This window comes from Actinacidiphila yeochonensis CN732, from assembly GCF_000745345.1.
Taxonomy (GTDB): domain Bacteria; phylum Actinomycetota; class Actinomycetes; order Streptomycetales; family Streptomycetaceae; genus Actinacidiphila; species Actinacidiphila yeochonensis.
Window position 1 is genome coordinate 3577114 of record NZ_JQNR01000005.1, and the last position, 12633, is coordinate 3589746.

Annotated in this window: 11 protein-coding genes; 9 read left to right on the forward strand and 2 right to left on the reverse strand. The window is 74.6% G+C overall.

Annotation, left to right across the window (positions count from 1 at the left end):
* Positions 1-29: 29 nt before the first annotated feature.
* Both BS72_RS26560 and BS72_RS26565 read left to right on the forward strand, forming a co-directional pair.
* Positions 30-878 (forward strand): hypothetical protein, encoded by an 849-nt coding sequence (locus tag BS72_RS26560; RefSeq protein WP_157856335.1) that lies wholly within the window; start codon positions 30-32, stop codon positions 876-878.
* Positions 879-1171: 293 nt separating this feature from the next.
* Positions 1172-2350, forward strand: coding sequence for an aminotransferase class V-fold PLP-dependent enzyme (locus BS72_RS26565; protein ID WP_051951736.1), 1179 nt, complete (start codon positions 1172-1174; stop codon positions 2348-2350).
* Positions 2351-2477: 127 nt separating this feature from the next.
* On the opposite strand, the gene BS72_RS36805 is transcribed toward BS72_RS26565, so the two are convergent.
* Complete coding sequence (locus tag BS72_RS36805; protein WP_157856336.1) at positions 2478-2654, reverse strand: hypothetical protein; 177 nt, start codon at positions 2652-2654, stop codon at positions 2478-2480.
* Positions 2655-3033: 379 nt separating this feature from the next.
* Here BS72_RS36805 and BS72_RS26570 point away from each other — a divergent pair, with 379 nt between their 5' ends.
* The 4 genes from BS72_RS26570 to BS72_RS26585 all read left to right on the forward strand — a co-directional run bounded on the left by BS72_RS26570 (position 3034) and on the right by BS72_RS26585 (position 7445).
* The gene (locus BS72_RS26570) at positions 3034-3789 is read left to right on the forward strand and encodes a (5-formylfuran-3-yl)methyl phosphate synthase (protein ID WP_051951737.1); all 756 of its coding nucleotides are present in this window, start codon (positions 3034-3036) and stop codon (positions 3787-3789) included.
* A gap of 8 nt (positions 3790-3797) precedes the next feature.
* Positions 3798-5273 carry an aldehyde dehydrogenase family protein gene (locus BS72_RS26575; protein ID WP_051952041.1) on the forward strand — a complete coding sequence of 492 codons (1476 nt, stop codon included), beginning with the start codon at positions 3798-3800 and terminating at the stop codon, positions 5271-5273.
* Positions 5270-6373 carry an NAD(P)-dependent alcohol dehydrogenase gene (locus BS72_RS26580; RefSeq protein WP_037917794.1) on the forward strand — a complete coding sequence of 368 codons (1104 nt, stop codon included), beginning with the start codon at positions 5270-5272 and terminating at the stop codon, positions 6371-6373. The genes BS72_RS26575 and BS72_RS26580 overlap by 4 nt, the downstream gene beginning before the upstream one ends.
* A gap of 163 nt (positions 6374-6536) precedes the next feature.
* Positions 6537-7445 (forward strand): class I SAM-dependent methyltransferase, encoded by a 909-nt coding sequence (locus tag BS72_RS26585; protein WP_037914224.1) that lies wholly within the window; start codon positions 6537-6539, stop codon positions 7443-7445.
* A 154-nt stretch (positions 7446-7599) separates the two neighbouring features.
* Here the strand turns inward: BS72_RS26585 and BS72_RS26590 are convergent, their stop codons facing one another.
* Positions 7600-8499 (reverse strand): helix-turn-helix transcriptional regulator, encoded by a 900-nt coding sequence (locus BS72_RS26590; RefSeq protein ID WP_037914225.1) that lies wholly within the window; start codon positions 8497-8499, stop codon positions 7600-7602.
* 165 nt (positions 8500-8664) lie between these two features.
* Between BS72_RS26590 and BS72_RS26595 the strand changes: the two genes are divergently transcribed.
* The 3 genes from BS72_RS26595 (at position 8665) to BS72_RS26605 (ending at position 12417) form a co-directional block, all read left to right on the forward strand.
* The gene (locus BS72_RS26595) at positions 8665-10071 is read left to right on the forward strand and encodes an MFS transporter (RefSeq protein WP_037914227.1); all 1407 of its coding nucleotides are present in this window, start codon (positions 8665-8667) and stop codon (positions 10069-10071) included.
* A 396-nt stretch (positions 10072-10467) separates the two neighbouring features.
* Complete coding sequence (locus BS72_RS26600) at positions 10468-11502, forward strand: zinc-binding dehydrogenase (RefSeq protein ID WP_198545955.1); 1035 nt, start codon at positions 10468-10470, stop codon at positions 11500-11502.
* Between the two features lie 63 nt (positions 11503-11565).
* Positions 11566-12417, forward strand: coding sequence for an aldo/keto reductase (locus BS72_RS26605; protein WP_037914232.1), 852 nt, complete (start codon positions 11566-11568; stop codon positions 12415-12417).
* Positions 12418-12633 lie beyond the last annotated feature (216 nt).

Consider the following 12633-nt stretch of genomic DNA (forward strand, 5'->3'; position numbering starts at 1 on the left):
CAGGACGCGGGTGCGGCTGCGCCGCCGTGGTGGCCGCGACAGCCGTCCTGGCGGTCGCGCTGCTGGGCTGGCGCGTCTACAGGTACTGGCATCCGACGCCGCCGGACGTCCGGTCGTTCGCCCGGTCCGCCACCACCCAGGCGGCGGACCGGGCCGCCACCGCCACGGCGGACAGCCAGGTCAGCGCCTTCCGCAAGGCCACGCCCTGGGCGACGGACCTGGGGACGTCGCGGGTGGACCTGTGCGGGTCGGAGAGCCGGACCGGCTCCATCGGCGCCCGCCCGCAGTGGTCACGGGTCTCCTGCCAGCGGGTCACCACCCTGTACCTCGCGTTCGACGGCGACATCGGACAGCGGCTGAGGCAACTCGACGCGGCGACAGGGACCTTGGGCTGGGTCCCGCCGCCGTCCCAGCACAGGGGCCCCTCGGACGCGCTGGTCGCCGCCCTCGCCTACGAACGGCAGCCGCCGGGCGACCCCGACCCCGCGCAGTCCGCGGAGGCCGCCGAGCGGCCGGCCGACATCCAGGTGGCCTACACCCTGCCCGCCCGGCCCGACTCCTCCGACGGGCCGAGGGTCGTGCTGGGGGTGGCCCAGAAACCCCGTGCGCCCCGGACCGGCTTCGTGGGCGGCATCTCCGACCTGGACGGCACGTCGAAGCGGCCCCACGGCAACGACCAGTTCGACCGGACGGTCTACCTGACGTGGAAGCCCCTCTCCCCGACGGCCCTGGCCGCGGCGGGCTACGGGGCGCACGCGTTCACGCTCTCGCTCTCGATCACCTCCACCTACGCCACCGAGCTGCCACCGGCCACGCCCCCTCCCGCGCCGACGACGGGGTACTACTCGCCCTGCTACAGCGGCAGCCACTGCGGCTGAGGCGCGGACCGGGCCCCGTCAGGACCCGCCGGCCCGCGTCGGTCCCATCGGGCCGCGTCGGTCCCATCGGGCCGCGTCGGTCCCATCGGGCCCCGGCGGCCCCCATCGGGCCTCATCCGGGAGCCCGCCGGAACCCGCTTGCCGACGCGCCCGGGGCGGTGGAAGGCTCAGCGGCGTGTCGGACACGGCCGCGCGGGCCGGGTGGGTCGGCGTGACCGACCTGCCGCCCCGCGAACCGGGCGTGCCGGCGGTCGCGTCGACGAGGTGGCGAGTTCACGAAGGAGCCGGGTGCGGTGACAGGGATCGACGTCGAGCGGGTCCGCCGGGACACGGCGGGGGCCGAGCGGGTGGCCCACCTCAACAACGCGGGGTCGGCGCTGCCGCCGCGCCAGGTGGTCGACGCGGTGGTCGGGCACCTGCGCCTTGAGGAGCAAATCGGCGGCTACGAGGCGGCCGCCGAGCAGGAGGAGCGGATCGAGCACACCTACGACGCGCTGGCCCGGCTGCTGGGCGCCGGGCGGGACGACATCGCGGTCGTGGAGAACGCCACGCGAGCGTGGGACATGGCCTTCTACTCGCTGCGCTGGGCGCCCGGCGACCGCATCCTCACCGCCCGCGCCGAGTACGCCAGCAACGCCGTCGCGTTCCTGCAGACCGCCCGGCGCCACGGAGTCCGGGTCGACGTGGTACCCGACGACGAGCACGGCCAACTCGACGTCGACGCGCTGCGGTCCATGATCGACGACCGGGTCAGGCTCGTGGCCGTCTCCCACGTGCCCACCCAGGGCGGCCTGGTCAACCCGGCCGCCGAGATCGGCCGGGTCGCCCGCGAGGCAGGAGTCGTCTACCTGCTGGACGCCTGCCAGTCCGTCGGCCAGATCGCGCTCGACGTCGACGAGATCGGGTGCGACCTGCTCAGCGGCACCGGCCGCAAGTACCTGCGCGGCCCGCGCGGCACCGGCTTCCTCTACGCCTCCCCGCGCGTCCGCGAGGAGCTGGAACCGCCCTTCCTCGACCTCCACTCCGCCAGCTGGACGTCCTCCGACTCCTACGTCGTCCGCGCCGACGCCCGCCGGTTCGAGACCTGGGAGGGCAACTTCGCCGGCAAGATCGGCCTGGGCGTCGCCGTGGACTACGCCCTCGCCCTCGGCCTCCCGGCGATCGAAGCCCGCGTCACCGCCCTCGCCGCGACCCTGCGCGCCCGGCTGCGTGACCTGCCCGGCGTCCACCTCCACGACCGCGGCGCGCGCCAGTGCGGCCTCGTGACCTTCACCGTCGACGGCCACGACAGCCACGCCGTCGCCAGTGCCCTGCGCGCCGCGCGCGTCAACGTCTCGGTCACCTCGGCCGCCTACGCCCGCTGGGACTTCGGCGCCCGCGACCTCGCCTCCGCGGTCCGCGCCTCCGTCCACTACTACAACACCGACGCCGAGATCGACCGCCTCGTCAGCGCCCTCCCGCAGGCGGGTTGACGGTCCGAGGGCCGGGTAGGACCGTGCCCCCCGCGTTCGCCCCGGCGCGACGTGGGGCGCGGGTTGGGCAGCGCTGTGCCCCGGACCGCAGGCCGGGGCACAGGTGGGAGAGCACGTGCGGGGCGGCTCAGCCGCCGGCGAGCATCCTGCCGAGTGCCTTCGCCGCCATCTCGATCAGGGATTCCGCCAGGCTCGCGGCCACCCCCTCGCCGACGTGCGCCTCCTCGGGCGGCAGGCCCTCCGCCTCACGTCGCGCGTTCTTCTCAGCCCGTTCGATCTGCCGCATGGCGACCTCAAAGCCCATGACCCCTCCTCCGGGCCCAGCGTGACAGCTGCTGTCGGGATACCCGGAGCGCGTCCCTTATATGCCTCATTACCCGTACAAACACCGCTGGTTCGGCGAGGTGCCCGACCAGAAGACGGCAGGCCCGCGGGGACGCCCTCGTGACGCCGCGCCGCCGACTCGAACGGCCGCCGGTTCGGACGGCCGCCGGTTCGGACCGGCGTGGACGGCGCGCCGGGAGGGCGCGGACCGGTGAGGGCAGTGACCCGTACGGGTCCCGCGCGCTCTGCCCGTGGTCCTGGGGCCGCCGTAATGATGAGCGGACCGCACGTGAAGATCCGGGCGGTGTCCGCGGCACCGACGTGTGGCAGGCGGACATGCGCGAGAAAAGGAGTCCCCGTTGTTGCTTCTCATCTCCCCGGACAGCGTCGAGGAGGCCCTCGACTGCGCGAAGGCGGCCGAGCACCTCGACATCGTCGACGTCAAGAAGCCCGACGAGGGATCGCTCGGCGCGAACTTCCCGTGGGTGATCAGGGAGATCCGCGGCGCGGTCCCGGCGGACAAACCGGTGTCCGCCACCGTGGGCGACGTACCGTACAAGCCCGGCACGGTGGCCCAGGCCGCGCTCGGCGCGGTGGTGTCCGGGGCTTCGTACATCAAGGTCGGCCTCTACGGGTGCACGACGACCGAACAGGCCGTCGAGGTGATGCGCGGGGTCGTCCGGGCGGTGAAGGACTACCGGCCGGACGCGTTCGTGGTGGCCTCCGGCTACGCCGACGCCCACCGGATCGGCTGCGTCAACCCGCTCACGCTGCCGGACATCGCCCGGCGCTCCGGCTCCGACGCGGCCATGCTCGACACCGCGGTCAAGGACGGCAGCGGGCTGTTCGACCACGTTCCGCCGGACGTCTGCGGGGAGTTCGTCCGGCTCGCCCACGAGGCGGACCTGCTCGCCGCCCTCGCCGGCAGCGTCAAGGTGGGAGATCTCGGCGCGCTGACCCGGATCGGCACGGACATCGTGGGGGTGCGCGGCGCGGTCTGCGAGGGCGGCGACCGCAACACCGGCAGGATTCAGCCGCACCTGGTGGCCGCCTTCCGGGCCGAGATGGACCGGCACGCCCGGGAGCACACGGCCGCCGTCCCCGCCGCGGGATGACCGCCGGCATGCCGGGGCACCAGCCGCCGCGCGGGCGGGAGGCCGGCGGGGCACGGGAGTTCGGCGGCGCGCCGGGGGGCCGAGGTGGGCGTTTCGCGGTCCTCGACCCCGCCACGGGGGAGCCGTTCGACGAGGCCCCCGACCAGCGGCCGGACGAGCTGGACGCCGTCGTCGACCGGGCCCGCGCGGCCTGGCGCGGCTGGCGGAGCGACGCCGCGGCCCGCAGCACCGCGCTGCTCGCGGCGGCCGACGCGGTGGAGGCGGCCGGCGCCGACCTCGCGCCCCTGCTCACCCGTGAACAGGGCAAGCCGCTGACGGAGTCGTACGCGGAGGTCGCCCGCGCGGCGGCCCGCCTGCGCTACTTCGCCGGACTGGACCCCGTACGGGTGCCGATCGCCGACGGCCGGCCGGTGCGCAGCGAGGTCCGCTGGCGTCCGCTCGGGCCGGTCGCCGCGATCGTGCCGTGGAACTTCCCGATCCAGCTGGCGTCCGCGAAGTTCGCGCCCGCGCTGGCCGCGGGCAACACGGTGGTGCTCAAACCCTCGCCGTTCACGCCGCTGGCCGCGCGCCTGCTGGTGTCGGTCGTCGCGGCCGCCCTGCCCGAGGACGTACTGACGGTCGTCACCGGTCGCGAACCCCTCGGCGCCCGCCTCGCGGCCCACCCGGGCATCCGCCACGTGACCTTCACCGGTTCGATCCCCACCGGGCGGGCCGTGGCGGCCGGCGCGGCGGCCTCGCTCGCCCGGGTCACCCTGGAGCTGGGCGGCAACGACGCCGCCGTCCTGCTGGACGACGTGGACGTCGAGCGGATCGCGGACCGGCTGTTCTGGGCGGCGTTCCGCAACTGCGGGCAGGTCTGCATGGCGGTCAAACGCGTCTACGCTCCGGCCCGGCTGTACGCCGACGTGGTCGAGGCCCTGGCGCAGCGCGCGAAGTCCGTCGTCGTCGGCGCCGGGCTCGACCCGGACTCCCGGATGGGGCCGCTGAACAACGCCCCCCAGCTGGCCCGGGTGGAGGGCTGCACCGCCCGCGCGCTCGCGGACGGTGCCAGAGCCGCGGCCGGCGGCCACCGGCTCGACCGGCCGGGCTACTTCTTCGCCCCGACGGTCCTCGCCGACGTCCCCTCCGGCAGCCCGGTGGTGGTCGAGGAGCAGTTCGGACCGGTACTGCCGGTGCTGCCGTACGGGAACCTCGACGAGGCCGTCGCGGCGGCCAACGCCACCGGCTTCGGGCTGGGCGGCTCTGTCTGGGGGACCGACCTCGACCGGGCGGAGGCGGTGGCCGGCCGGCTGGAGTGCGGGACGGCGTGGATCAACCACCACGCCGAACTGTCCCTCGCCCAGCCCTTCGCGGGCACCAAGGAGAGCGGCGTCGGCGTGGCGGGCGGGCCGTGGGGGCTGTACGGGAACCTCCAGCCGTTCGTCCTGCACCGCCCCATGGAGCCCGAATCCGGCTCCGGGTCGGAGGTGGAGGCGTGGCGCTGAGGTTCGACGCGGCGGTGCTGCGCTCGTACGAGGGCCGGTTCGCCGTCGAGGAGGTGGTCCTGGACTCGGGACCGGCCGGCGGGGAGGTCCTGGTGCGGGTCGCGGGCAGCGGGATGTGCCGGACGGATCTGGCGGTGCGGCGTTCGGCGGGCCGCTCGCCGCTGCCCGCGGTGCTCGGCCACGAGGGGGCCGGGGTCGTCGTGGAGACGGGCGGGCCCGACACCGGGCTGAGCGTCGGCGACCACGTCGTGCTGAGCTTCGACTCCTGCGGACACTGCCGGAACTGCAGGGGCGCCGCCCCCGCGTACTGCGACTCCTTCGCCTCGCTCAACCTCTTCGGCGGCCGCACGGAGAACGCGGCGCGGTTCACGGACGCGGCCGGGGGCGGGCTGGCGCCCCGGTGGTTCGGGCAGTCGTCGTTCGCCGACTACGCGATGGTCCCGGCCCGCAACGCCGTCCGGGTCGATCCCTCGCTGCCCCTCGAACTGCTCGGGCCGCTCGGCTGCGGGTTCCTCACCGGCGCGGGCGCGGTCTTCCACTCCTTCGGCGTGGGCGCGGGCGACACCGTCGCGGTCTTCGGCGCGGGCGCGGTGGGACTGGCGGCGGTGATGGCGGCCACCGCCGCCGGGGCGCTGACCGTGGCCGTCGACCGGTACCCCGAACGGCTGGCTCTCGCGGAGCGGCTGGGTGCGATCGCGTTGGACGCCGCGGCCGGCGGACTGCCCGGCCGGGTCCGGCAACTGACCGACGGCGGCGCGCAGTACGCGCTGGACACCACCGGCTCGGACCGGCTGATCAACGACGCGCTGCGGGCACTGCGCCCGCTCGGCCACCTCGGGCTGGTGGCGCGGCTGCACAGCGCGCTGCGACTGGAGGTGGGGGCGCTGGACCGGGGGCGGCGGATCTCCCACATCTGCGAGGGGGACGCGGTGCCGGGGCTGCTCGTCCCGCGGCTGATCGGCCTGTGGCGGGCCGGGCGGTTTCCGTTCGACGAACTGATCCGCACGTACCCGCTCGGCGGCATCAACGAGGCCGAACGGGACTGCGACGAGGGCCGGGTGGTCAAGCCCGTGCTGATTCCGGAGGGGAGGGGGCGGTGACGGCGAAGAGCACCGGTCCGGGCGCGCGGTCACCGTGCCGCCCCGGACGGCCCACGGTGCAGCGGGCCGTCCGGCACGCGCGGGCGATCCGGCACGAGGGGGCGATCCGGCACGCGGGGGCGATCCGGCACGCGGGGCCCTCACTCATACCAAGGGAGCACACATGGTCGGCACGGCGCAGCAGAACACCGGTGTGGAGGACGTGCAGGGGGGCGTCGGCCTGACCGCGCTCATGGTGGCCGCGGCACGGGCGATCGAGACCTGTCGGGCCGACAGCCTGGCCCAGGACGCCTACGCGGAGCACTTCGTGCGGGCCGCACCGGCCTGCGCGGACTGGCCGCTCCGTATCGAGCAGGTCCCGGACGGGGACGCGAACCCTCTGTGGGGGCGGTTCGCCCGCTACTTCGGTCTGCGCACCCGAGTCCTCGACGACTTCCTGCACCGCTCGGTGCGCGAGGCCGGGGCCCGCCAGGTGGTCCTCCTCGGGGCGGGACTGGACACCCGGGCGTTCCGGCTCGACTGGCCGGAGGGCTGCGTGGTCTTCGAGATCGACAGGGACGGGGTGCTGGCGTTCAAGCACCGGGTGCTCACCGGACTGTCCGCCGCCCCGAAGGCGGAGCGGGTGCCGATCCCGGTCGACCTGCGCGACGACTGGGTCGGGGCGCTGACCGGCGCCGGCTTCGACGCGGCCGCACCGAGCGTCTGGCTGGCCGAGGGCCTGCTGTTCTACCTGCCGCACGCCGCCGAGACGTACCTGATCGACATGGTGGACCGGTTGACGACGGCGGGCGGCGCCCTGGCGTTCGAGGTCAAGCTGGAGCGGGACCTGCTGGACTACCGCACCAGCCCGCTCTACGTCGCGACGCACCAGCAGATCGGCATCGACCTCCTCACGCTGTTCGACCGGCAGCCCCGGCCCGACTCCGCGGGCGCCCTGTCGGCCAGGGGCTGGGCCACCTCGGTCCACACCCCCTTCGACTTCACCCGGCGGCACGGCCGCGGACCGCTGCCCGAGCAGAACGACGCGCTGGAGGGCAACCGCTGGGTGTTCGCGCGCAAACCCCGCCCGTGACGCGGCCCGCTCCGTGACGCCCCCGGACCCGTGACGCGGCCGGCCCCGCGGCGGAGCCGTTCCGGCGACCGCGCCGGCGGGGCCGTCCCGGGCGAGGGGCCGCACCCGGCCCCTGGGCTGTCCCCACCGCGCGGCGTGGGTACCAGCGCGGGTGTCAGCGCGAGGAGCGGTCCGTGCCCGGGCGGACGGGGGGCGCCGGGGGCTCGGGCGCGGTGCGGTCGAGGAGGAGCATGGCGTCGTGGTCGGGGGTGCCGGGTTCGGCGGTGTAGGCGCCGAGGCGCTGGCCGGGGGTGCCCTCCAGGTGCATGCTCTGGCTGCTGAGGGTGAGGACGCCGACCGCGGGGTGGTGGAAGGTCTTCTGGATCTTCTTGTGGCCGATGACCTCGTAGCGTTCCCAGAGCTTGGCGAAGTCGGGGCTCTTGAGGAGGAGTTCCCCGACGAGGCCGGTGAGGTCGGGGGCGTCGGGGTTCATTCCGGCTTCGGCGCGCAGCCGGGCGACGCAGCCGCGAACCTGGGTGTCCCAGTCGGGGAACAGCTCGCGGGCCGCGGGGTGGAGGAAGAAGTAGCGGGCGAGGTTGCGCTGGCTCGCGGGCCAGCCGGCGATGCCGGCGTACAGGGCCAGGCCGGCGGGGTTCCAGGCGAGCAGGTCCATGCCGCGGCTGATGACGTAGGCCGGGTTCGGCCGCATCGCCTCCAGGAGCAGCATCAGGTGCGGGCGGACGGTGCGGCTGGGCGGGGGCGGCTGCTGGGCGTACCGTGCGGACCGGGCGGCGAGTTCGCGCATGTGGTGGTGCTCGGCGTCGTCGAGGCGCAGGGCGCGGGCGAGGGCGTCGACCACGGCGGGGCTGGGGCGGGTCTCCTTGCCGCGCTCCAGCCGGGTGTAGTAGTCGATGCTGACCCCGGCCAGCGTGGCCAGCTCCTCGCGGCGCAGCCCGGGGGTGCGCCGGACGCCGGGCCCGGGGGTGAGGCCGACCGCCTGGGGGCTGGTCTGGGTGCGGCGGGCGCGCAGGAAGCGCGCGAGTTCGTCGCCGACGGTGTGCTGCTCGGGTGCCATCCTCCCAGTGTCGCAACGCGGCCACCCGGGCGGTGTCCGCGAGGGAGGCCCTGCCGTACCCCCGCTGGCCACCCCCCTGCAGAACCCGGTCTGCCTGTCGGGCCCGCGAGCCTCCAGGGTGGATGACGTCACCACGTCACCCACCCTGACCAGGAGCTTCGCCCCGTGTCCGTCCCCGTCAGCGCGACCGCCGCACCCGTACACAACGCCCCGGCATCGCGCCGTCCCGGCGCCGCCGCGGCGCTGGGGGCCGCGCTGCTGGGCTTCTTCGTGATCACGCTGGACGCCCTGGTCGTCAACGTGGCGCTGCCGTCGATCCGGACCAGCCTGGGCGGCGACATCACCGGGCAGCAGTGGGTGGTCGACGGCTACACGCTGATGTTCGCCGCGCTGCTGCTGTCGGCGGGTTCGCTGAGCGACCGGCTGGGTGCCCGCCGTACCTTCGCCGTGGGGCTGGCCGTGTTCGTGGCGGCCTCGGCCGCGTGCGGGCTGGCGCCGAACCTCGGGGTGCTGGTCGCCGCGCGGCTGGTGCAGGGCGGCGGAGCGGCGGTGATCGTGCCCTCCTCGCTGGCACTGATCCGGGAGGCGTTCCCGGACGCGGGCAGCCGGGCGAAGGCGATCTCCGTGTGGGCGCTGGGCGGCTCGGCAGGCTCGGCGGCCGGTCCGGTCGCCGGCGGCCTCCTCAGCCAGGTCGACTGGCGGCTGATCTTCTTCGTCAACCTGCCCGTCGGCCTGGTCGCCCTGGTCCTCCTGTCCCGCACTCCGCACCCGCCGCACCCGCCGCGTGCGCTGCGGGCGCCGTTCGACTGGACGGGGCAGCTCTCGGCGGTGGTGGCGATGGGCGCGCTCACCTTCGCGGCGATCGAGGCCGGCGCCGACGGCTTCACCGCCCTACCCGTGACCGCCGCGTGCGTCGCGGTCGTGGCCGCCGCCGCCGTCTTCACGCTGTCGCAGGCGCGGGGCCGGCACCCCATGGTCGGGCTGCCACTGCTGCGCGAGCGCACCATGGTGCTCTCGGCGGCGATCGGCTTCGCGCTCAACGTCGGCTTCTACGGCATGATCTTCCTGCTCAGCCTGGACCTCCAGCAGGCCAGGGGGATGTCGGCGCTGGCCACGGGGCTGGCGTTCGTACCGATGACGGTGCTGACGGCGTTCGTCAGCCCGACCGCGGCGTGGTTCGCCGGCCGGTTCGGCGCCCGGATGCCGGTGGTCACCGGGCAGGTGGCCATGGCGGCCGGCCTGGTCCTGCTGGCGCTGGTTCCCTCCTCCGCGCCGACCTGGCTGCTGGTCGCGGCGATGGTCCCGGTCGGCGCCGGCGGCTCGTTGGCCGTCCCCGCCCTGACCTCCCTGCTGCTCGACCATGTGCCCGCCCGGCAGGCCGGCACGGCAAGCGGCGTGCTGAACACCTCCCGCCAGGTCGGCGGAGCGCTCGCGGTGGCGGTCTTCGGCGCGCTGATCGCCGGTCGCGGCCGCCTGGCGGCCGGACTGGAGACCAGCCTGCTGGTCGCCGCCGGAGCGGTCCTGCTCACCACCGCGGCCAGCTTCCTGCTCCGGCCCGCAACCCGGGCCTGACCCAGGCCCGCCACCCGGGCCTGACCCCGGCCCGGCGCCGCGCCTGCCCGGGAGCCGGCCTCCCGCGGCACAGACTGAACCGAAACATGACCAAAGGGGAGGAAATGCCGTGAAGTGCGTCAAATTGCTCGATCTTGGTGTCTCCCGGACCGGCCTCTGCGCCACGGGGAGTTCCCGCAGCCGCACCGACCACCCCGGGACCGACGTGGCGGAGTCCGCCGAAGCCGGGCGCCGGATGCTCGGACGCTGATCCCAGCCACCTCCGCCCAACCGTCCACCCTCCCCGCCATCCCCTTCCCGCCATCCCCTCCCGGCCGACAGGACCCGGCCGGACCCCCGACACGAACAGTTCTGCCGCCGGAGACCGGCGGCCCCCGAGAGCAAGGAGCCCATTCCATGCGTGCAGCGGTGATGTACGGCGCCGGCGACGTCCGCATAGAGGACCGTCCCGACCCGAAGATCCAGCAGCCCACCGACGCCGTCGTCCGGGTCGTGCTGTCGTGCGTGTGCGGCAGCGACCTGTGGCCGTACGCGTCGATGCCCGCCACCGACACCGGTCGGCCCATGGGGCACGAGTTCGTCGGCGTGGTCGAGGAGGCCGGTTCCGACGTCTCCGGCGTCAAGGCCGGCGACCTGGTCGTCGCTCCGTTCACGTACTGCGACAACACCTGCGACTTCTGCCGCAGGGGCCTGCACTCCTCATGCCGGCACGGCGGCCGGTACGGGTTCGACGGCGTGGACGGCGGCCAGGGCGAGGCGGTGCGCGTTCCGCACGCCGACGGCACGCTGGTCACGCTGCCCGTCGGCGTGGACTCGGCGCTGCTGCCCTCCCTGCTGGCCCTGTCCGACGTGATGGGCACCGGCCACCACGGCGCCGTCACCGCGGGTGTCGGCCACGGCGACTCCGTGCTGGTGATCGGGGACGGCGCGGTCGGCCTGTGCGCGGTCATCGCCGCCAGGCGCCTGGGCGCCGAAAGGATCATCCTGATGGGCCGCCACACCGCGCGTACCGACCTCGGCCGCGGGTTCGGCGCCACCGACGTCGTCGCCGAGCGCGGCGACGAGGGCATCGCCCGTGTCCGCGACCTGACCGGCGGAGCCGGCGTCGACAAGGTGATCGAGGCCGTCGGCGCCCGGCAGGCCCTCGACGCGGCGTTCGGCACCGTCGTGGACGGCGGCACCATCAGCCGCCTGGGCGTCCCGCAGTACGAGGAGGGCCCCATCGGCCCGTCGATGATCATGCGGAACATCACCCTCACCGGCGGCGTCTCCCCGGCCCGCGCCTACATCGAGGAGCTGCTGCCCGACGTCCTGGACGGCACGATCCAGCCCGGCCGGGTCTTCGACCAGCGCTTCACCCTCGACCAGACCCCGGACGCCTACCAGGCCATGGCCGACCGCCGCGTCCTCAAGGCCCTCATCACCCTCTGAGCCCCTGAGCCTTCCGAACACTCTGACCCTTCTGGCACCCACCCGCACGACAAGGAAGAGCCCATGCAGCACGTCACCCTGAACAACGGCGTCGAGATGCCGATCCTCGGCTTCGGCGTCTACCAGATCCCGGCCGAGCAGACCGAGCAGGCCGTCTCCCAAGCCCTCGCGGTCGGCTACCGCCTGCTCGACACGGCGGCGGCCTACGGCAACGAGGAGGCCGTCGGCCGGGCCGTCAGGGCCAGCGGCATCCCGCGCGAGGAGCTGTTCGTCACCACCAAGCTGTGGGTCCAGGACGCGCCCGCGCAGGAGAACACCCGGCGCGCCTTCGAGACCTCGCTGCACAAGCTGGGCCTGGACCACGTCGACCTGTACCTGATGCACCAGCCCTTCGGCGACGTGTACGGCCAGTGGCGGGCCATGGAGGAGCTGAACCGCGAGGGCCTGGCCAGGGCGATCGGCGTCGCCAACTTCTACCCCGACCGGCTCCTGGACCTGGTCTTCAACAACGAGATCCCGCCGGCGGTCAACCAGATCGAGACCCACCCGTTCTTCCAGCGCACCGCCTACCAGGACCTCATGCGCGACCACGGGGTCCAGCACCAGTCCTGGGGCGGCTTCGCGGAGGGCAAGAACGGCCTGTTCACCCACCCCGTCCTGAGCGGGATCGGCGAGGCGCACGGCAGGTCCGTCGCGCAGGTCGTGCTGCGCTGGCTGATCCAGCGCGGCGTCGTCACCATCCCGAAGTCGGTCAACCCCGACCGGATGGCGCAGAACCTCGACGTCTTCGACTTCGAGCTCACCGGCGGCCAGATGGCCGAGATCGCGGCCCTGGAGACCGGCACGACGCAGTTCTTCGACCACCACGACCCCGAGATGGTCGCCTGGCTCAGCAAGCGCCGCCTGGCCGGCTGACCGGACGGGCTGACCGGCCGGGGCCCCCGGGGCGGTGCCCCGTCCTGCCGCTCCTGCCCGGTGTCCGACCGGCGCACACCCTTGCCGTCCTGCCGTCCTGCCGTCCTGCCGTCCTGCCGTCCTGTCGTCCTGCCGTCCGGGCCACGGCGACGGTGACACCGGAGCCGCGTCGGCGCAACCGCGACACGCCTGGGAGGGGGGCCCTGTCACGCCCCC